17 protein-coding genes are annotated in these 19990 nt (G+C 68.2%); 13 read left to right on the top strand and 4 right to left on the bottom strand.

All coding sequences use genetic code 11. The annotated features are described in order from the left end of the window. Positions 1 to 3: 3 nt before the first annotated feature. From ACZ6YI_RS17655 to ACZ6YI_RS17610, 10 genes are all read left to right on the top strand, one after another. A complete protein-coding gene (locus ACZ6YI_RS17655) occupies positions 4 to 1365 on the top strand; it encodes an APC family permease (protein ID WP_465779804.1) in 1362 nt (453 codons plus the stop codon). Between the two features lie 4 nt (positions 1366 to 1369). Beyond that, complete coding sequence (locus tag ACZ6YI_RS17650) at positions 1370 to 4078, top strand: glycosyl hydrolase 2 galactose-binding domain-containing protein (protein ID WP_465779803.1); 2709 nt, start codon at positions 1370 to 1372, stop codon at positions 4076 to 4078. Positions 4079 to 4088: 10 nt separating this feature from the next. Continuing rightward, complete coding sequence (locus tag ACZ6YI_RS17645) at positions 4089 to 5096, top strand: LacI family DNA-binding transcriptional regulator (protein WP_465779802.1); 1008 nt, start codon at positions 4089 to 4091, stop codon at positions 5094 to 5096. A gap of 36 nt (positions 5097 to 5132) precedes the next feature. Continuing rightward, positions 5133 to 5978: a sulfotransferase family protein gene (locus tag ACZ6YI_RS17640; RefSeq protein WP_465779801.1), complete on the top strand. Its 846-nt coding sequence runs from the start codon at positions 5133 to 5135 to the stop codon at positions 5976 to 5978. Next, entirely contained in the window at positions 5975 to 7684 is a 1710-nt protein-coding gene (locus ACZ6YI_RS17635) for a bifunctional sulfate adenylyltransferase/adenylylsulfate kinase (protein ID WP_465779800.1), read from the top strand. The genes ACZ6YI_RS17640 and ACZ6YI_RS17635 overlap by 4 nt, the downstream gene beginning before the upstream one ends. A gap of 66 nt (positions 7685 to 7750) precedes the next feature. Next, positions 7751 to 7969, top strand: coding sequence for a hypothetical protein (locus tag ACZ6YI_RS17630; protein WP_440328207.1), 219 nt, complete (start codon positions 7751 to 7753; stop codon positions 7967 to 7969). 96 nt (positions 7970 to 8065) lie between these two features. Continuing rightward, positions 8066 to 10273, top strand: coding sequence for a DNA helicase II (uvrD, locus tag ACZ6YI_RS17625; RefSeq protein ID WP_465779799.1), 2208 nt, complete (start codon positions 8066 to 8068; stop codon positions 10271 to 10273). 94 nt (positions 10274 to 10367) lie between these two features. Further along, entirely contained in the window at positions 10368 to 12083 is a 1716-nt protein-coding gene (locus ACZ6YI_RS17620; protein ID WP_465779798.1) for an Hsp70 family protein, read from the top strand. 1 nt (position 12084) lies between these two features. After that, positions 12085 to 13056, top strand: coding sequence for a J domain-containing protein (locus ACZ6YI_RS17615; RefSeq protein WP_465779797.1), 972 nt, complete (start codon positions 12085 to 12087; stop codon positions 13054 to 13056). Then, complete coding sequence (locus tag ACZ6YI_RS17610) at positions 13053 to 14111, top strand: hypothetical protein (protein WP_465779796.1); 1059 nt, start codon at positions 13053 to 13055, stop codon at positions 14109 to 14111. The genes ACZ6YI_RS17615 and ACZ6YI_RS17610 overlap by 4 nt, the downstream gene beginning before the upstream one ends. 9 nt (positions 14112 to 14120) lie before the next feature. Here ACZ6YI_RS17610 and ACZ6YI_RS17605 read toward each other — a convergent pair whose 3' ends face one another. The 3 genes from ACZ6YI_RS17605 to ACZ6YI_RS17595 are packed head-to-tail and all read right to left on the bottom strand — an operon-like array spanning position 14121 to position 17357. After that, positions 14121 to 15374, bottom strand: a complete 1254-nt coding sequence (locus tag ACZ6YI_RS17605) for a heme biosynthesis HemY N-terminal domain-containing protein (protein WP_465779795.1) — start codon at positions 15372 to 15374, stop codon at positions 14121 to 14123. Further along, positions 15371 to 16540, bottom strand: a complete 1170-nt coding sequence (locus ACZ6YI_RS17600; RefSeq protein ID WP_465779794.1) for a uroporphyrinogen-III C-methyltransferase — start codon at positions 16538 to 16540, stop codon at positions 15371 to 15373. Before ACZ6YI_RS17600 ends, ACZ6YI_RS17605 begins: the two co-directional genes overlap by 4 nt. A gap of 46 nt (positions 16541 to 16586) precedes the next feature. Continuing rightward, a complete protein-coding gene (locus ACZ6YI_RS17595) occupies positions 16587 to 17357 on the bottom strand; it encodes a uroporphyrinogen-III synthase (RefSeq protein ID WP_465779793.1) in 771 nt (256 codons plus the stop codon). Between the two features lie 135 nt (positions 17358 to 17492). Here ACZ6YI_RS17595 and ACZ6YI_RS17590 point away from each other — a divergent pair, with 135 nt between their 5' ends. Genes ACZ6YI_RS17590 through ACZ6YI_RS17580 form a run of 3 tightly spaced genes read left to right on the top strand, consistent with a single transcriptional unit; the run spans position 17493 to position 18893 of the window. Further along, the gene (locus ACZ6YI_RS17590; RefSeq protein ID WP_465779792.1) at positions 17493 to 17957 is read left to right on the top strand and encodes a YiiD C-terminal domain-containing protein; all 465 of its coding nucleotides are present in this window, start codon (positions 17493 to 17495) and stop codon (positions 17955 to 17957) included. A 29-nt stretch (positions 17958 to 17986) separates the two neighbouring features. Further along, complete coding sequence (locus ACZ6YI_RS17585; protein ID WP_465779791.1) at positions 17987 to 18403, top strand: hypothetical protein; 417 nt, start codon at positions 17987 to 17989, stop codon at positions 18401 to 18403. 46 nt (positions 18404 to 18449) lie between these two features. Beyond that, a complete protein-coding gene (locus ACZ6YI_RS17580) occupies positions 18450 to 18893 on the top strand; it encodes a rhodanese-like domain-containing protein (protein ID WP_440328189.1) in 444 nt (147 codons plus the stop codon). A 12-nt stretch (positions 18894 to 18905) separates the two neighbouring features. Here the strand turns inward: ACZ6YI_RS17580 and ACZ6YI_RS17575 are convergent, their stop codons facing one another. Beyond that, entirely contained in the window at positions 18906 to 19961 is a 1056-nt protein-coding gene (locus ACZ6YI_RS17575; protein WP_465779790.1) for a 2Fe-2S iron-sulfur cluster-binding protein, read from the bottom strand. Positions 19962 to 19990 lie beyond the last annotated feature (29 nt).

Below are 19990 nucleotides of genomic sequence, written 5' to 3'. Positions count from 1 at the left end.
GCCATGAGTGAGCGACAGTTCCACCGTTCGATCGGCGTGTTCTCCGGAACCGCCATCAACATGACGCAGATGTGCGGCATCGGTCCCTTCATCACCATCCCCCTGATGGTGGCGGCGATGGGGGGACCCCAGGCCATCGTCGGGTGGATCGTCGGTGCGTTGCTCGCGATGGCCGACGGCCTGGTGTGGGCGGAGCTCGGTGCGGCCATGCCGGGCTCCGGCGGTACCTATGTGTACCTGCGCGAGGCCTTCCAGGAGCGCACCGGCAAGCTCATGCCGTTCCTGTTCATCTGGACCATGTTGCTCGCCATCCCGCTGCTGATGTCCACGGGCATCATCGGCATGGTCGAGTACCTGCAGTTCTTCTTCCCCAACATGGGCTGGTGGCCGTCGCACCTGGTCGGTATCGCGGCGACGGGGCTGGTCACGTGGCTGCTGTATCGCCGGATCGAATCGGTCCGCGTCATCACGGTGGCCCTGTGGGTGATCATGCTCATCTCGATCATCGGCGTGGCGGCCGCGGGTTTCTCGCACTTCAACGCCAGCCTGGCGTTCGACTTCCCGCCTGACGCGTTCGGTCCACGCTTCTTCGCCGGCCTGGGCGCGGGCCTCATCATTGGCGTGTACGACTACCTGGGCTACAACACCACGGCGTATATCGGCGACGAGCTGCGCGATCCGGGCCGGACGATGCCGCGCTCCATCATCATCTCGATCATGGCGATGATGGTGATCTACCTGCTGCTCAACATCAGCGTGCTGGGCGTGGCGCCGTGGCAGGAGATCGCCCACTCCAAATCGATCGCCTCGCTGGTGGTCGAGCGCAGCTGGGGCCATGCGGCCGCGGCGGTCATGACCACGCTCATCATCGTCACCGCCCTCGCCTCCGTATTTACCGGGCTGCTGGGCGGTTCGCGCGTGCCGTTCGAGGCGGCCCGGGACAAGGTCTTCCTTTCCACCTTCGGACGGCTGCACGCGCGGGATGGCTTTCCGCACGTCGCCCTCCTGACCATGGGCCTCGTCACGGCCATCGGCACGTTCTTCGACCTGACCGAGGTCATCAACATGCTGCTGACCGCGACCATCCTGGTGCAGTCGCTGGCCCAAGTGGTCGCGCTCGTCGTGTTGCGTCGGCGCCGGCCGAATCTCACGCGGCCGTACCGGCAGTGGCTTTACCCGGTGCCCTGCATCATCGCGCTGGTCGGCTGGATCTACGTCTACATCTCCGCGTCGACCTTGTCGCTGCTACTGTCGGGCGCCTGGATCGTCGCCGGGGTCGTGGTGTTCATGCTCTGGGCGCGCGTCAACGCGGCATGGCCGTTCGCCCCTATCGAAACCCACCGCACCGCTATCGGGGAGCCCTAGCACCATGCCCATCGCAGCCCGGGCCGCCGTCGTCGCGGCCACCCTGATGAGCCTTGGCGCCGTGCCTGCAGCCATGGCCCGTACCACCTACGCCGACACGCGCGTGCCTGCGGACGCGGGCACCCTGACGCCGATCACGTACTGGCAGATCCAGGACACCTCGAAGGCCCAGGAAGCCGGTGCCGCGATATCCGCAGCGGGATTCGCCACGAAGGAGTGGTATCCCGTGACCGGCCGCGCCACCGTCATGGCTGGCCTGCTGGAGAACGACGCCTTCAAGTTCGACGTGTTCCACAGCGACAACCTACGCGCGGTGCAGGTGCCGGATGCGAGCGGCAACCTGTTCGTGACGCCGTGGTGGTATCGCGCGGGATTCACCCTCGCAAAGCCCTCCGCGTCCCGGCACACGCTCCTGCGCACGAACGGCATCATCGCCAGCGCGGATGTCTGGGTGAACGGGCAGCAGGTCGCCGACCACGCGGACATCGCGGGCGCGTACCCGGTGCACGACATCGACGTGACGCGCTGGGTGCACGGCGGCGCCAATGCCGTCGCCCTGAAGGTGTATCCCGGCGATCCGCGGATGAGCCTCTCCATCGGCTGGGTCGACTGGAATCCCACGCCGCCGGACAACAACATGGGCCCGTGGCGTGGCGTCGATATCGTGCAGACCGGCCCGGTGGCCCTGAGTGCGCCGCTCGTGCTGACCACCCTCTCGGCGGACCTGAAGCAGGCGACGCTGGCGGTGAAGGTCACCGCGACCAACCTGGATACCGTGGCCCATGATGCGACGGTGTCGGGCACGGTCGCCGACAAGCCGATCCAGCAGACGGTCCATCTCGGCCCGGGCGAAGTGAAAATCGTCTCGCTTGCCGGCAGTTCCGCGCCGGCCGTGACGCTGGATAACCCAACGATCTGGTGGCCGATCGGGATGGGCGACCATCCGCTGTACAGCATGGCGGTGACCGCGAATGTCGACGGTGCCCCTTCGGATCGTGCCGCCACGCGTTTTGGCGTACGCCGCGTCGAGTCCAGCCTCACCCGCCAGGGCTACCGGCAGTTCACCATCAATGGCCAGCCCCTGCTGATCCGCGGTGGTGGCTGGGCGCCCGACATGTTCCTGCGCGACGACCCCGCGCGGATGGAAGCCGAGTTCAGTTACGTCGTGAACCTCGGGATCAACACCATCCGCAGTGAAGGCAAGCTCGAGAACGATCGTTTCTACGACCTGGCCGATCGCCACGGCATCCTCGTGCTGGCCGGCTGTGAGTGCTGCTCCAAGTGGGAGGCCGCGGCGAAGACCGGCGGCCAGCCGTGGAACGACGCGGACATGCGCGTGGCGCAGGCCTCCATGGCCAGCGAAGCGCGCCTGCTCCGCAACCATCCCTCGGTGATCGGCTTCTACATCGGCAGCGACCATGCGCCGCCGCCCGCGCTTTCGAAGATGTACTCCGACACCCTGCGCGCCGAGGACTGGTCGCTACCGGTCATCTCAGCGGCGGTGGCCGAGGGCACGGCCGAGGCCGGACCGTCCGGCATGAAGATGGCCGGGCCGTACGACTGGATCCCGCCGTCCTACTGGTACGCCGACAAGCTGGGCGGTGCGTTTGGCTTCGATTCGGAAGTGAGCGCGGGTGCGGTCATCCCGCGCCTCGAGGATGTGCAGCGGATGCTCTCGGTGCAGGAGCAGGAGGCCTTATGGAAGTACCCCGAGGCCAGGCAGTACCACGCGTCCGCGGACTGGTCGACCTTCGCCGTGCTCACGCCCTTCGATACCGCGCTCGCGAAGCGTTATGGCGCACCGACGGGGCTCGCCGATTACGTCGCCAAGGCCCAGCTGGATAACTACGACAACGTGCGCGCACAGTTCGAGGCGTTCAACGCGCACATGGGTGCCGCCAACCCGTCGACCGGCGTCATCTACTGGATGCTCAACAATGCCTGGCCTTCGCTGCACTGGCATCTCTACGACTACTACATGAACCCGGCCGGCGCGTATTACGGCGCGAAGAAGGCCAACGAACCGGTCCACATCCAGTACGCGTACGATTCCCGCGCCATCGTGGTGGTGAACCACACGCTGGACGCACGGCATGGGCTGCAGGCGACGGTGCGCGTGCGCAACCTCGATGGCAGCGTGCGCTTTCAGAAACAGGTGCAGGGCATCGAGCTCGCGGGCAACCATGCGCAGGCCGTGTTCGAACTTCCCGCGGTGGCCAACCTGTCGCCGGTGCATTTCGTCGAACTGGACCTGGCCACGTCCGATGGCAAGCCGGTGAGCCGCAACGTCTACTGGCTCTCCACGCGTGCGGACAAGCTCGACTGGGCGAAGTCGAACTGGTACCTCACGCCGCTCACGCAATACGGCGACTTCACCGCACTGGCCTCGATTCCCAGGGCCTCCCGCGAGGTGCACGCGTCCACGGTGCGCGAGGGTAAGGAAGACGTCACCACCGTGACGCTCTCCGTGCCGGCGTCCTCGGCAGCGGCGGCCATCCAGGAACATCTTTCGATCCGCCGCGGGGCGAAGGGTGAGCTTGCGCTGCCCGTGAGGTGGACTGACAATGACATCACGCTCTGGCCGGGCGAATCCATCGTGCTGACCGCGCGCTATCCGGCGCAGGGTACGGCCGGCACGGTGGTCGAGGTGTCCGGTTGGAACGCCCCCGTGGAGCAGTTCGCGGCGGGAGTCACCCAGGGAACGAAGCATTGAAGAGGCCTTCATGTCGCGCGTGACCATCAACGATGTGGCTCGTGCGTCCGATACGTCGAAGAAGACCGTCTCACGCGTGCTCAACCAGGAACCGGGCGTGCGCAAGGAAGTGCGCGAACGCGTGATGGCGGCCGTCGCCGAACTGAACTACCGGCCGCTCACCTCCGCGCGCAGCCTCGCCTCCAACCGGTCCTTCATGATCGGGCTGCTCTACGACAACCTTTCGCCGAGCTATGTCATGGAGGTGCAGGCCGGCGTGCAGGAGGCCTGCGAGGCACACCAGTACAGCATGATGGTGCAGCCGCTCGATTCGACCGCGCCGGATTTCATGGAGCGCGTCGAGGGCATCCTCTGGCGGCACCGGCCCGATGGGCTGGTCCTTACGCCACCGATTACCGACCATGCCGCGCTGCTCGCCCACCTGCGCGCTTCGGAGCTTCCCTTCACGTCCATTGCGCCGCGCAAGCCGAAAGGCATCGCGGGCGTGATCCTGCGCGAACGCGAGGCTGCCGCGGCCATGGTCGCGCACCTCGTCGAGCTGGGCCACCGGCGCATCGCCCACATCATCGGCGACCCGAAGCATGGCGCCGGCGTGTGGCGCCTGGCCGGCTTCCGCGATGGGCTCAAGCGTGCCGGGCTCGAGGAGCGCACCGACTACATGGTGCAAGGCCGCTTTTCTTTCGAGTCCGGCGTGAACGCCGCCCGCCAGTTGCTGCGCCTGAAGCAAAGGCCCACGGCCATCTTCGCCGCCGACGACGATATGGCCGTCGGCGCCATCTGGGCGGCCGCCGAGGCGGGTGTCTCCGTTCCCGGCGACGTCTCCATCTGCGGTTTCGACGACACCACCATCGCCACGCAGGTCTGGCCGTTGCTCACCACGGTGCACCAGCCCGTTCGCGACATGGGCAAGCGCGCCACCGAAGAACTGCTGCTCGGCCTGCTCGGCAAGGGCGAACCGCGTATGGTCGAGGTCGACTACCAGATGCGCCTGCGCGCCTCCACGGCCCCCGCCCGCTGATCCACGGCAACCACCACCGCCCCAAGGAAGCACTGCATGTCCGCGACGCCAGATGCCCCGAAACCCCAGCGCCGGTTCCACTTCATCTCCGGGCTGCCGCGCGCGGGCACCACGCTGCTCGCCGCCATCCTCAACCAGAACCCGCGCTTCCGCGCCGGCATGACCAGCCCCGTCGCCGACATCATGGGCGTGGTCGTCGCCGAGGCCAGCAGCCGTAACGATTTCGCGTTCGATGTCTCGGATGAACAACGCGTCGCCCTGCTGCGCGGCCTGGTCGAGAACTTCTACTCGGTCGATGCCCGCCCCGAAGCCATCTTCGACATGAGCCGCCTGTGGTGCAGCCGGATGGGCCTGCTCAACACGCTGTTCCCCGGGGTGAAGGTCATCGCCTGCGTGCGCCAGCTGGCGTGGGTGCTCGACAGCATGGAGCGGCTGGTGCTGAAGCAACCGGTCAGCGTGAGCAAGGTCTTCCGCTATGACACGAATACCACCGTGTACTCGCGGGTCGAGGCGCTCACCGATCCTCGCGGGATGGTGGGTTTCGCCTACCAGGCGACGAAGGAAGCGTTCTATGGCGAGCACGCCCGCGACCATCTCCTGCTGCTGACCTACGAGACGCTCGTGCGCGACCCGGAAACGGCGATGCGTGCGGTCTATCAGTTCCTCGGCGAACCGTGGTTCGAACACCATTTCGACCGCATCGCCTATAGCGCCGACGAATTCGATGCACGCGTCGGCATGCCCGGCCTGCATTCCGTGCGCGCAAAGGTCGAGGCCGTTGAACGCACGCCCGTCCTGCCGCGCGAGGTCTTTGGTCGCTTTGCCAACGAGGCGTTCTGGGCGGATCCCAAGAACAACGTCAACCAGGTGACGATCGTTTGACCACGCTGATCGAGCCGCACGGCGGTGAGCTGAAGGATCTCTACCTTCCCGAGGCGGAAGCGCGCGAGGCCCGGCACGCGTCCGGCGCGCTTCCGGGCGTGGAGCTCGATCACCGCCACCTGTGCGATCTGGAACTGCTGCTCAATGGCGCGTTCTCGCCGCTCGCGGGCTTCATGGGCCAGGCCGACTACGACGCCGTCGTCGATCACCTCCGCCTGGCCGACGGCACGCTCTGGCCCATGCCGATCGCTCTGGATGTCTCCGAAGCGGTCGCGGCGCCGCTCCGCGTCGGCCAGGACATCGTCCTGCGCGATATCCAGGGCACGGCCTTCGCACTGCTCACGCTCTCGGATATCTACCGCCCGGACAAGGCCCGCGAGGCCATGGCCGTGTACGGCACGCTGGATCGTGATCACCCCGGCGTGGCCGACCTGTTCCGACGCGGCGATGTCTACCTCGGCGGCCGCCTGCGCGGTTTGCAGCGGCCTGGCCACCCCGACTTCGCCGACCTGCGCGCCACGCCACGCGAAATCCGCGCGTTCCTCGCGGCCCAGGGCTGGGACCGGGTCGTCGCCTTCCAGACCCGCAATCCGCTGCACCGGGCGCATGTGGAACTGACGCGGCGCGCCATGGAACGCGCGCAAGGCAACCTGCTCCTGCATCCGGTCGTCGGCCGCACGAAAGACGGCGACATCGACACCTACACGCGCGTGCGCTGCTACCGCGCCTTGCTGGCGCACTACCCCGCCGGTTCGGTGAAGCTGGCGGTGCTGCCGCTGGCCATGCGCATGGCCGGCCCGCGTGAAGCGCTATGGCACGCGATCATCCGGAAGAACTTCGGCGCGAATCATTTCATCGTCGGGCGCGACCACGCGGGTCCGGGCAAGGATGCATCCGGGCAGCCGTTCTATGCGCCGCTCGCGGCGCAGGCCCTGGTCCAGGCGCACGCCGACGAACTGGGCATCACCGTGCTCCCCTTCGCGCCCATGGCGTTCTCGCCGGCACGGCAGGCGTACGTTTCCGCGGATGAACTGCGCGAAGGCGAGACCGTGAGCGATGTCTCCGGCACCGAACTCCGCCAGCATCTTCGCGATGGCAGCCCGATCCCCGCATGGTTCACCTATCCGGAGATCGAAGCCATCCTCCGCCAGCGGTTCCCGCGAGGCGGGGACCGTGGCTGCGCCATCTTCTTCACCGGATTGTCCGGCGCGGGCAAGTCCACGATCGCGCGGGCGCTCATGGCCGCGATCCTCGAAAACACCGGCCGCAAGGTCAGCCTGCTTGACGGCGACGAGGTACGCCGGACGCTGTCGGCGGGCCTTGGGTTCTCACGCGCGGATCGCTCGGCCAACATCCTGCGGATCGCGTACGTCGCCTCCGAGGTCGTCCGCCACGGCGGCATCGCCATCTGCGCGCCGATCGCGCCGTACGGCGACGACCGTGCCGCCGCGCGCGCACTCGTCGAGGCCCACGGCGACTTCATCGAAGTGCACGTCAGCACGAGCCTCGATGTCTGCGAAGCCCGGGACACCAAGGGCCTGTACGCACAGGCCCGCGCGGGCGTGCTCAAGCAGTTCACCGGCGTCAGCGATCCGTACGAGGTGCCGGCGACGCCAGAGCTTCGGCTGGACGGTGGCGAATCGACGCCGATGTTGCTGGCTGCATCGATCATGGAGCTGCTGAGGGCAAGGCAGTTGATCGATTAGATCCATACGCCGCGCTCACATTCGTCAACGCATGCTCCCGCCACCGTTCCTTACAGGGGTATACCCATGCGTGCAGGTCTCATCATCGTCGGCATCATCCTCGTTGGCCTGGGCATCTGGGTCGTGGCCGGTAATGGCACCTATAGCAAGACCGACACGGTCGCCAAGCTCGGCCCGGCCAAGATCGAGGCCACGCATGACAAGGCCGTGCCGCAGTGGGTCGGCATCGCCGGCATCGTGATCGGCGGCATTGTTGCCGTGGCGGGGATTGCGCAGAAGCGCTAAGAGCCTCGCTCGCAAGCTCACTCCCACAAGGGGTGAGCTGCATCCCGAGGGCTCTCCGGCCGGGTCCGGGGGGCCCTGCTCCGGTACAATGGGCGGATGGACGTATCCCATCTTCTCGACGGCCTGAACGACGCGCAGCGCGAGGCCGTAAGCGCCCCGCCGGGGCACTACCTGATCCTCGCGGGCGCCGGTTCCGGCAAGACCCGCGTGCTCACCCACCGCATCGGCTGGCTCAACCAGGTCGAAGGCGTGCCGCCCTGGGCGATCCTCTCGGTCACCTTCACGAACAAGGCCGCCGGCGAGATGCGCTCGCGCCTCGACGGCATCATCCCGGGTGGCACGCAAGGCCTCACGGTCGGCACCTTCCACGGCATCGCCCACCGCCTGTTGCGCCGCCACTGGCGCGAGGCCGGCCTGGTCGAAGGCTTCCAGATCCTCGACTCGGATGACCAGCAGCGCCTGATCAAGCGCGTCATCGCCGGCATGGGCCTCGACGAAGCCCGTTACCCGCCGCGCCAGGCCGCATGGCAGATCAACAACTGGAAGGACGAGGGCAAGCGCCCCGACAGCATCGAGCACCGCGACCACCCGGTGACGCGCACCTTCGTCGAGGTCTACAAGGCCTACGAGCAGCAGTGCCAGCGCGCCGGCCTGGTGGATTTCGCCGAGCTGCTGCTGCGCGCCCACGAGCTCTGGCTGAAAGACCCCTACGTGCTCAAGCACTACCAGGATCGCTGGCGCTACCTGCTCATCGATGAGTTCCAGGATACGAACACGCTGCAGTACGCGTGGATCCGCGTGCTGGCGGGAAGCACCGGCCAGGTCTTCGTGGTCGGCGATGACGACCAGGCGATCTACGGCTGGCGTGGCGCCAAGGTGGAGAACGTGCAGCAGTTCCTGCGCGATTTCCCCGGCGCGAAGACCATCCGCCTCGAGCAGAACTACCGCTCCACCTCCACGATCCTCAAGGCCGCGAACTCGGTCATCGCGCGCAACGGCGGCCGCCTCGGCAAGCAGCTGTGGACCGATGGCGAGGAAGGCGACCGCATCGCCCTCTACGCGGCGTACAACGAGCAGGACGAAGCCCGCTTCGTCATCGAGCGCATCCGCGAGTACATCGCGGAGCATGGCAACGCGCGCGACTGCGCGATCCTTTATCGCTCGAACGCACAGTCGCGCAACTTCGAAGAACAGCTGATCCAGCGCGACCTGCCCTACCGTGTCTATGGCGGCCTGCGCTTCTTCGAGCGCGCGGAAATCAAGGACGCCCTGGCATACCTGCGCCTGGCGTCCAACCGCCACGATGATGCGGCGTTCGAGCGTGCGGTGAACACCCCGCCGCGCGGCATCGGCGACCGCACGCTGGACGAGCTGCGCCGCCGCGCGCGCCTCGAGGGCGCCTCGATGTGGGAGGCGGCCCTGAACGAGATCGCCACCGGCTCGCTCGCCGGCCGCGCCAAGAACGCGGTGCGCGCCTTCATCGCGCTGATCGACGAGATGCACCGCACGTTCCGCGGCGGCGACGCCGAGGGCGACGACGCGCCGTCGGGCCTCGACCTTGCCGAACAGATCGAACACGCGATCAACCACACCGGGCTGCGCGACTTCTACGAAAACGACAAGCGCGGCAACGGCGAAGCGCGGGTGGAGAACCTGGACGAGCTGGTCAACGTGGCCAGCCGTTTCGAGATGACCCCGGAAGACACCGACGCGGGGCTCAACGAACTCTCCGCGTTCCTCTCGCACGCGGCCCTCGAAGCCGGCGAAGGCCAGGGCGAGGCGTGGGACGACTGCGTGCAGCTGATGACGCTGCACTCCGCGAAGGGCCTGGAGTTCCCGGTGGTGTTCCTGGTGGGCATGGAAGAAGGCCTGTTCCCGAGCCAGCGCTCCACCGAGGAAGAGAACCGCCTGGAGGAAGAGCGCCGGCTCGCCTACGTCGGCATTACCCGGGCCCGCGAGAAGCTGTATGTCTCGCACGCGGAGTCGCGGCGTATGCACGGCACGGAGATGCTCGCCCGCCCGTCCCGGTTCCTCGGCGAGATCCCGCCCGAGCTCATCGATGAACTGCGCCCCCGGGTGCAGGTGACCCGGCCGGCCTACGCCGACCGCTTCGCCGGCGGTGGCGCCAGCCTGCAGGAGCAGACCGCCGTGCGGCTCGGCCAGCGGGTCAGCCACCCGAAATTCGGCGAGGGCACGATCGTCAGCGCCGAGGGCGCCGGGGCCCATATGCGGGTCCAGGTGAACTTCGAGGATGAAGGTTCCAAGTGGCTGGTTTACGCTTATGCGAACCTGACCGCGCTGTAGGGGGCCCACGCGGCGCGCGGCAGGCTTAAGGCAGGGCCGCGCCTGCCGCTAACAAGGGATTGCCCGCCGCACGGGCGGGCATGGCAGGGACAACATGATCGTCGGTATCGACCTGGGCACGACCAACAGCCTCGTGGCCGTCTGGAAGGATGGCGCGGCAAGGCTTATTCCCAACGCGCTGGGTAACGTGCTCACGCCTTCCTGCGTGGGCATCGACAACGATGGCCAGGTGCTCGTCGGCGAGCCGGCGCGCGAACGGCTGCAGACCCACCCGCAGCTCACCGCGGCGCTGTTCAAGCGCTACATGGGCAGCGCCCGCACGGTGAAGCTGGGCGGCCGCGACTATCGCCCCGAGGAACTCTCCGCGCTCGTGCTGCGCTCGCTGAAAGCCGATGCCGAAGCGTACCTGGGTGAAGCCGTGACCGAAGCGGTGATCACCGTGCCGGCCTACTTCTCCGATGCACAGCGCAAGGCAACGCGCGTAGCGGGCGAACTGGCCGGGCTGAAGGTCGAGCGCCTGCTCAACGAGCCGACTGCGGCGGCGCTCGCGTACGGCCTGCACGAGGCCCAGGGCGAAACGCAGTTCCTGGTGTTCGACCTGGGCGGTGGCACGTTCGACGTTTCGATCCTCGAGATGTTCGAAGGGGTGATGGAGGTTCGCGCGAGCGCTGGCGACAACATGCTGGGCGGCGAGGACTTCGCCGTGTTGCTCGCCGAGCAGGCCTTCGTCCATGGCATCCCCGATGCCGCCCGCGCCGACGATCTTTTCATGCAGCGCCTGATCGCCCGCGCGGAGATCGCGAAGCGCGACCTGGGCAGCACGGGCAAGCTACAGTTCGAGATCAGCTGGAAGACCCATGCCGCGAAAGTCGCCATGGATGCGGACGGCTTCGAGGCGCTGTGCCAGCCGCTGCTGAACCGGTTGTGGCGCCCCATCGAGCGCGCCCTGCGCGACGCGCGGATCCGCGCAGCCGACCTGGACAACGTCGTGCTCGCAGGCGGCGCCACGCGCATGCCCATGATCCGCAGCCTGGCCACGCGCATGTTCGGCCGCTTCCCCGCCGTGGGCATCAACCCCGATGAGGTCGTGGCGCTGGGCGCCGCGGTCCAGGCTGGCCTGAAGATGAAAGACCAGGCCCTGCGCGAGACCGTGATGACGGATGTGTGCCCCTACACGCTGGGCACGGCGGTCGCGCGGCGGCTCGATAACGGCACGCATGCCGAAGGCTTCTACTCGCCGATCATCGAACGGAACACCGTGGTGCCGGTGAGCCGCGTCGAACGCTTCACACCCATCTCTCCGCAGGCGAAGGAACTGCGCATCGAGGTGTACCAGGGTGAGTCGCGCATGGTCCGCGACAACATCGCGCTGGGTGAACTCATCGTGCCGATGCCGAGCGGCAAAGGCCATGCCGACGGCGTGGATGTACGTTTTACCTATGATGTAAACGGCTTGCTCGAGGTGGAAGTGAGCGTCGTGGCGACGGGCGAAGTCCGCCGGCTGGTGATCGAAAGCGGTGACGCACACATGTCGCCCGATGAGATCGCCCGACGCCTGGCGGCGCTGTCCGAACTCAAGATCCACCCGCGCGACACGCTGGAGAACCGCACGCTGCTCGCGCGTGCGGAACGCCTCTACGAACAGCTCCTGGGCGATATGCGCGACCAGGTCGGCCAGTTCATCCTGCGTTTCGAGCAAGTCCTCGCCACGCAGGATGAGCGCCTTATCGCGCGCGATGCAGCGCAGTTCCGCGATGCGTTGAAGCGCATCGAGGACGACCGCCGCTTCGCCACCGATCCGGTGGAATGACATGATCCCCGGGTTCCTGCGGCACCTCGGGCTGGACACCGACGCCTCCGAGCGCGACATCAAGCGCGCCTATGCGGAGCGGCTCAAGGCGATCGACCAGGCGGCCGATCCCGATGCGTTCGCGCGGCTGCGGGAAGCGTTCGAGGCAGCGCGCGCGTGGGCGGTTCAAAAGGACGAGCGGCACGCTACGGGTGACGAGGCGAATGCGACACCGCACGAGGACGCACCCGCTACGACCGTGTATGCCGCAGGGACGTTCACGCTGGAGCCGGTCGCGCCGCCTGCCGAGCCATCACGCATCCCTTCCACCGTGCAGGCGGATGCCGATCGCGCCATGGAAACACTGGGCAACGCCCTGCTCAGTGAACCGGATACCCCGGCGTCCGAGCTGCTTGCGCGCGCCGTCGCCTTCATCGCCACATGCCAGTTCGATGCGCGGCAAGCGTTCGAAGCCCGGCTCGCCGACGCGATCGCCACCCAGCGGATCACGCGGCGCGCAGGATTGTTTCCCGCCGCCATGGAACAGTTCGCATGGCACCAGGCTGACGGCCGCGGCCGTGGCGACCAGCGCGATGCCTGGATCGAACGCGCGGTGACCTCGTTTGCCCACTGGCAGGCGTTTCCCGAGAAGCGACGCAAGGTCCTGCTGCCCTGGTTGAAGCAAGCGGCCCGCGAAGGTGAGACGCTTTCGCTCGCCACCGTGCAGGCATGGCCGCGGGTAGCCGCGGTGATGCCGTACGCGGGTGAGTATGTGAGGCTGCGCGTGGACGATGCGGCCATCTCACACTGGAAGGCGGCGTTTGACGCGCTGCCTCCCGGCGAACGCGGCAAGTACCGCGATGCGGCATGGGATCCGCGCCAGCCTGACATTCCCGCGTGGAAACGCATCTGGTCCCATCTCTCGGGCAGCTGGTGGTGGTGGATCATCATCGCGAAGGCCGTGCTCCTGGCCTTGCAGGCGATCCGCCGGTGAACGACGCCCCCACGGGATGCTTCCAGGTGCTGGGCCTGCCGCCCTACGCCGACCTGGTGATGGTGCGCCGGGCTTACGCGCGGCGCCTTCGCGAACTGGATCCGGGCGCGGATGCGGCTGGGTTTGAACAGCTTCGCCTCGCCTACGAGGCGGCGCGTGCGTGGTGCGACCAGCACGCCGAGGTACCCGAAGAGGACCTCCACGCCACGACATTACCCGCGGGGACGCCTGACGCCGGCGCACCGAAGGATGACTTCACCGAGGGTCTGGTGCGCCAGCTCGCGGAAGACGCGGCAACGCAGCCGCCCGCCGCCATGGAAGCGTTGCTGGCCCGCGCACTGGCGACGTTGCGCATGCGCTACGTGGATGCACCTGGCGAGCTCGAGGATCGCCTCGTCGACAGGCTGCAAGACGGTAGCATCGCCAACCGCCCTGCCCTGTTCGACGCGGCCGATATCCATTTCCACTGGACCGAGATCGGCCGGGGCCAGCGTGATGAGCCGCGCCGTCAGTGGGTCGAACGCGTGCTGGGCCAACGCGAGACATGGGCCGGTTTCGACGAACGGCAGCGCAGGCGTTGGATGACGCTGATCGAACGCGCCACGCAAGGCATCGACCACGCGCTGGCCCGGGCCTGGCCGGAGATGGCACGGCTGCACGCCGCCGTACCCGACTGGCTCGCATTGCACCTGCCGGCTGGCACGCTGGCGGCATGGGCGGCGGCCTTCGACACGCCACCTCTCCCTGCACCCCGGAAGGGCAGCCGTTGGCAAGGACGGGCCTGGCTATCGCGCAGCGCCTGGGGCATTCCGCTCGCGGCGTGTCTCGCCGCGGCGGCAGTCATCTATGGCCTTCCGGGCCTGGGCAGCCTGTCGATGCAAGGCTTGGGCACGCAGGCCGATTCACCGGCCACGTGCATGGCGCTCCATGCCCGGCTCGATAGCGCGGCGCCCTTCCGTGGCCTTCCGGACGACGAGGTCGCACAACTCAAGCGGCGCGCCCATCGTTGCGCAGCCGCGGGCCACTGGAGCCACCCGGCCGCGCTGGGCCACTGAGCACCCGCCTCAGGGAGACAGGCGCGGCACCCCGTGCTGGTCGCGCTCTTCCACGGCGCTGACCCGCGTATCGATCCGGCCGTTGCGGACCTCCGGCAAGTTCTCCACCGCCTCGCCGCGCGCCAGCGCAAACGCGTTGCGGTAGCAGCGTTGCGCGAGCTCCGGCTGCGATTCGCCGAGGTAGACATCGCCGAGGGCTTCCCACGCTGCCGCGCTGGGCTCGATGGCCAGCGCGCGCTCGAGATAAGGCTTGGCCTTGCCCCACAGGTGGATGCGCACGCACATGCGGCCGACGGCCGTAAGCAGCGCCGCATCGTTGGGATGCGTGTCGATCCACGCCTCGGCACGCCGCAGGCGTTGTTCGAGGTCTTCGGAACCCATGGTGCCGTACGTGGTAACAAGCGCAGGCGACCAGTCACGACGCAGTGCCGATTCGATTTCGTCCATCGCAGCCATGGCCTGGCCGAAACGCATGGCCTGGCGCGCGTAAGCGTCGATCGCCGCGGGCAGGCGACGCTGGCCCTTCGGCAACTGAGACCAGAACGCGGAAAGCGCCGCGCCATCCGGCGTGGCCAGGATCGCCGCGGTGATGACGCGCGACTCCAGTTCATTGAACGCCGCCGCACCGATTTCGCCGCTCTTGCGCAGCGGCTCCAGAGCGCGGATCGCACTGCGTGGGTCGCCGTTCGCGAGCGACGCCTCGGCGAACTCGATCCAGCCTGCCGGCGACAGGGCGCCGCTGTTCGCTTCCGGCGCCAGCAGCGTTGCCGCCTCGCTGGCGCGGCCGGTACGCCGCATCAGTCGGGCACGCATGATCCGCGCCGCACGCGGCGTTTCCTGCGCGGCTGCGTCGAGCGTTTCGATCGCGCGGCCGGATTCGCCATGGCGTTCGGCGGCTTCCGCCGCGGCCAGCAACGCGGGGCCGCGGACGGAGGGGTAACGGGCTGCGCGGTTGAGATCGCGCTCCGCTTCGCCGTGGCGACCCTCGATCAGTGCCACCAGGCCGTCGGCGAGGCGACGGCGGCTCAGGCGGCGATGCCGGCGATTCATCGCGCCGAACGGCCAGCGGATGAGCGCGACGAGGAACGCGATGGCGGCCCATGCGACGAGCAGGAGAACCACCGCCGTGACGACGGTCATCTGCAGCGTGGTGCCACGCAGGTGGATCAGCACGTAACCCGGATCATCCGCGACCCAGTGCCACGCGAACGCGGCGAGCACCGCGACAAGGATGAGGCCGACGATCCAGCGCCAGAGCTTCATGGCGAAACCTTTGCCGGGGCACCCGACGAGCCTGCTGCGGCCGGTGCGACAGGCGCGGCGCCGGCGGCCGACGTCGCATGCGCCGGTGCGGCCCCTGCCTTCAGCGCGTGCACCGAGCGCAGGTTGCGCAGCTCTGCGAGCGCGGCACCCAGCTTCGGCTCATCGCCCTTCGCCTGGCTGGCGAGGAGCGTGGCGATGCGCTGGCGCGCGGTCTGCACGGACGGCGCCTGCCCATTGAAGTGCGCGACCAGCGTGGCATCCACGCGCTTGAGCGCATCGGCGCGGGCACGGTCGTCATACGCAAGCACGGCGGCCTCGGCATGTGCGACATCCAGCGCCGCCAGTTCACGGGCGAGTCGATCGTCAGCCAGGCCAAGCGGCGTGCCTTCATCGTGGCTGATGCGCACGATGCTTCCCAATGCATTGCCGGCACGCTGCCAGAAGGTACGGTCTTCATCGGCGCCGGCTTGCGTGTCGCTGCTCTTCAACGGCAGCGTGGCGATCTGCGCGCGGAGATCGGCGAGCACGGCCAGGTCGTTGGCACGCGCCTTGGGCTGTACCGACGCGAGCGCCTCGCGTTCCGCCGTGAGGTTCTGGCGAACCGCGGCGAAGGCGCTGTCATTCACTGCAGCGAGCGTCTTGTCGGCGAGGTCGTACGCGGCGAGCGCGCCCGTGGCATCGCCGAACAGCGCGAAGCGTTCCTTCGCCATGCGCAGCAGGGATTCGGCTTCATCGAGCAGCATCGCGTCGTGGCCGCTCAGGCTGCGCTCGGAGAGATTCGCGACGGCGTCCTCGAGGTTCTTCGTGCGCTCGGCCATGCCGAGCACTTCCTCGCGCGCGGAGCGGTTCACGCCATCGGCATCGCTCAGCCGGCGGCGCAGGTTGGCGTTGTCATCGCGCAGGCCGTCGACGGCGGTCTGCAAGGTATCGACCTGGCCCTTCAGGCCGTTGGTCGTGCCGAGCTCCTGGCGCATGTTCCACACGGTCCATGCCGTGTAGCCGGCGGCTCCCGCCGCGGCCAGCGACAGGAGCACGGCCAGGGCCAGCGCGCCACCGCCGCGTCGGGGCGCGGGGTCGGGCGCCCGGCGCGGGCGGGAGGCAGCGGCGTCGGCGGCCGGAACCGGCGAGGCCGGGGCGGAGTCGGTCGGAGGCGTCTCGGTCGTCATGCCGGGCATGCTAGCAGGCCATACGCCAACGCACGGAATACATCGTTCAACGGCGGGTGAACGAGACCTCGGTGGCCGCCGCCAGCAGGTCGGTCGGCAAGGCCGACCGCGCCACCACCACGCGCTCGAAGCCCATGCCCTCGGCCACGGCGCGCAGCCGCTCGCTGCTGACCACGGCCACGGACTGCACCAGCCGGCGCCATGCGGGGGCGATGAGCGCCCGGTGCAGGTGATCGAGCGCCTCGGCGCTGGAAAGCAGCACGGCGGACCGGCGGGTCAGCTTGAGCAGCGGGTCGATGTGCCGGCGGTCGATGCGCGGCGCGACGCGGTGATAGACGTGGACCTCTTCCAGCATGGCCCCACGCGCGGCCAGCGCCTCGCGCAGCACGCCACGGCCTCCCGGCGCGCCGATCAGGGCCACGCGGCGGCCCGCCAGCGTCGCCAGCTCCGGAAGGGCCAGGACGCCCTCACTATCCTGCGAAATTTCTGGGAACAGCACGTTCCCCACGCCAGCCGTCTTCAGCGCCCGGGCGGTACCGCGGCCGACGGCGACGACCGTGGCCTGGGTCGCCAGGGGCAGCACGTCCGCGGCGAAACGTACCGCGGCGGGGCTGGTAAAGATCAGCAGGTCGCCTTCGAGGGCCCGACGCAGCAAGGCGTCAACGGCGCTTGCATCCTCGGTGGCGCGCAGGGACAGGCCGGGCACACTCACCGGGATCCCGCCCAGCTTGCGAACCCGCCGGGCGAGCGGACCCGCGGTGCCAGCGGGGCGTGTGATGACGACGGTAACGTTACGGAGGGGCTGCGAACGACTCACGAGGCTTCCTGCAGGGGCATCGACGCGGGGACAGTCGAGGATAGGAAGGCATGCCGCCGCCCACCAATGCCGAAGGTTGGGGGACATGCCGTACGGATGCGAACGGTTGGCCGCGTTCCGTAGACTCCCGCTTCTATGATCACGCCTGACCCCACGTTCGCCAGCCTCGAACGCTTCATCCTCGACAGTATTCCGCTCGCCAGTGCCATGGGCATCCATATTCCGGGGTGTGACGGTGAGCGCCTGGTGATGACCGCTCCGTTGCAACCGAACATCAATGACAAGGGCTGCGCCTTCGGCGGGAGCCTGGCCAGCCTGATGACCCTCGCCTGCTGGGCCTTGGTCGAGGCGAACCTGCGCCGGCGGGGCGACGACTGCGACCTGTTCGTCGCCGATTCGTCGATCCGTTACCTCGACCCGGTCTGGGACGACCTCCGGGCGGAGGCCAGCCTGGCCAACGGCGGCAGCTGGGCGGCGTTCTTCCGGACCCTGGATGCCCGGGGCAAGGCCCGCGGCGACCTGGTCTGCGTGGTGCCGGGCACCGGCGGGAAGCCGGCCGCGACCCTGTCCGCGCGCTTCGTGGCCAAACGCCGGGCATAATGCGCGCCGACGCCACGTTGGGAACCGCCATGCGCCGATTCGCCCGCACCACCCTCGTCCTTGCCACCGCCGCCGCCCTCGCGGGCTGCGCCGCCGATGTGCGCAATGAATCGCTCACGCGCACGCTGAACCAGTACGCCTCGGCGATCCGCTGGGGCGACATCAACGCGGCGCGCGGCATGGTCGACAAGGATTACCTGGCCGATCACCCCATGAGTTCGCTGGAACAGAGCCGCCTGGCCCAGCTGCGAGTGACCGGTTACGACGAGGGCGCCGGCCCCCGGCCGGACGGTGACAACGAAGTGGTGCAGACCGTGCAGATCAGCGTGGTCAACGTGAACACCCAGGCCGAGCGCAGCTTCGTCGACCAGCAGCGCTGGCATTACGACAAAGAGAAGAACCGCTGGACCCTGATGACCGGCCTGCCCGACTTCTCGCCGCACTGAAGCCTATATAATCGCCGGTTACCCCCACGGGACGAGCAAGCTTCCGATGAATGACTTTTTCCACAAGTTGCCCGAGTTCGCGAGCAACCACCTGGCCCTGGTCGGCCTGTTCGTGGCCATCCTGCTGGCGCTCATCGCCACGGAGATCGGCAAGCTCTTCCGCAAGTGGAAAAGCCTGACCCCGGCGGGGCTCACCCAGCTGATCAACCGCGATACCCCGCTGATCATCGATCTTTCGGCGACCGCCGATTTCGAGAAGGCCCACGTCCCCGGCGCGAAGAACGTGGCGATGAGCCAGTTCGATCCGGAGCACAAGGATCTGGCGAAGGCGAAGGAACTGCCGGTGGTGCTGGTCGACAAGGATGGCCGCACGCTCGGTAAGCCGGCGGCCCGCCTGGTCAAGGCCGGCTTCACCCGCGTGTTCGTCCTGGATGGCGGCACCTTCGCCTGGCAGAACGCCCAGCTGCCCACGGCCAAGGGCAAGAAATAAGCGTCCGCGCGATCAGAGCCCGTGGATGCCCGCGCGGCCTCGCAGGATCGTCGCCAGCACATCCGGTGCCACGTCGAACGAGTCGTAGAACAGCCGGTCCTCGGGCAGGTTCGCCTCGAGGAACAGGTCACGGCCCGCCGCGATCATCGCGGGCGGGCCGCTCATGTACAGGTCGAAGCCCGACAGGTCGGGATGGTCCGCCAGCAAGGCCTCGTGGACGAGGCCTTCGCGCAGGCCTGCCGCACGCGCCGCGTCCGGATCCGATAGCACCGGCGTGAACGTGATGGTCGGCACCGCCGCCACCCAGCTCCGTGCGAGCTCGGCGAGATAAAGGTCGTCTTCGTTGCGCACGCCCCAGTACAGGTGCATCGGGCGGCGCGAGCCCAGCGCGATGAAGTGCTCGACCACGGCCTTCACGGGCGCGAACCCGGTTCCGCCGGCCATGAACAGCATCGGCCGCTCCGAGTCCTCGCGCGGCACGAAGGTACCCAGCGGCGCCTCGATCTGCAGGCGGTCGCCCACCTTCAGCGAATCATTGACCCAGGAGGTGAAACCACCGCCGGGCACATGGCGCACGTGCAGTTCCACCAGGCCATCCGGCCGCGGGCCGCTGGCGATGGAGAACGGGCGGTGCTTGCCGTTCTCGAGTACCACGTCCAGGTACTGGCCGGGAAGCCAGCGCAGCGGCTCGTCACCGAGCGGGCGCAGCCACACGCCGACCACATCCGGCGCGAGCATGCGCCGTTCCGCCACCTCGGTTTCCACGCGCCGGTGCGGGATGTCCTCCACCGATGCGATCTCGCGCGCCTGGATGGCGATATCGCCGCAGGGCACCGCCTGGCACATGAGGATGCCGTGGTGCGCACGCGCCGACGCCGAAAGGCCCACCGGCGGGTTGTACGGATAGGCGCAGGTCCCTTCCACCAGGGTGGCCTTGCAACTGCCGCACACACCGCCACGGCACGAGTACGGGAGGGCGATTCCCGCGCGCTGGGCAGCTTCGAGGATAGTTTCGTCGGCACCGGCTTCGAAACGCTTGCCGGAGGCGATCAGGGTTACGGTAGGCACCCGCCCATTGTAGGACAATGAGCGCTTTC

The organism is Luteibacter sp. NPDC104163 (assembly GCF_055584245.1).
This window is presented reverse-complemented; position numbering and strand designations above follow the sequence as displayed.

Coding starts and splice junctions, on each gene's coding strand:
- ACZ6YI_RS17655 (WP_465779804.1), top strand. CDS start 4: ATGAGTGAGCGACAGTTCCACCGTTCGATCGGCGTGTTCTCCGGAACC.
- ACZ6YI_RS17650 (WP_465779803.1), top strand. CDS start 1,370: ATGCCCATCGCAGCCCGGGCCGCCGTCGTCGCGGCCACCCTGATGAGC.
- uvrD (WP_465779799.1), top strand. CDS start 8,066: ATGGACGTATCCCATCTTCTCGACGGCCTGAACGACGCGCAGCGCGAG.
- ACZ6YI_RS17590 (WP_465779792.1), top strand. CDS start 17,493: ATGATCACGCCTGACCCCACGTTCGCCAGCCTCGAACGCTTCATCCTC.
- ACZ6YI_RS17620 (WP_465779798.1), top strand. CDS start 10,368: ATGATCGTCGGTATCGACCTGGGCACGACCAACAGCCTCGTGGCCGTC.
- ACZ6YI_RS17580 (WP_440328189.1), top strand. CDS start 18,450: ATGAATGACTTTTTCCACAAGTTGCCCGAGTTCGCGAGCAACCACCTG.
- ACZ6YI_RS17600 (WP_465779794.1), bottom strand. CDS start 16,540: ATGACGACCGAGACGCCTCCGACCGACTCCGCCCCGGCCTCGCCGGTT.
- ACZ6YI_RS17585 (WP_465779791.1), top strand. CDS start 17,987: ATGCGCCGATTCGCCCGCACCACCCTCGTCCTTGCCACCGCCGCCGCC.
- ACZ6YI_RS17630 (WP_440328207.1), top strand. CDS start 7,751: ATGCGTGCAGGTCTCATCATCGTCGGCATCATCCTCGTTGGCCTGGGC.
- ACZ6YI_RS17640 (WP_465779801.1), top strand. CDS start 5,133: ATGTCCGCGACGCCAGATGCCCCGAAACCCCAGCGCCGGTTCCACTTC.
- ACZ6YI_RS17605 (WP_465779795.1), bottom strand. CDS start 15,374: ATGAAGCTCTGGCGCTGGATCGTCGGCCTCATCCTTGTCGCGGTGCTC.
- ACZ6YI_RS17615 (WP_465779797.1), top strand. CDS start 12,085: ATGATCCCCGGGTTCCTGCGGCACCTCGGGCTGGACACCGACGCCTCC.
- ACZ6YI_RS17645 (WP_465779802.1), top strand. CDS start 4,089: ATGTCGCGCGTGACCATCAACGATGTGGCTCGTGCGTCCGATACGTCG.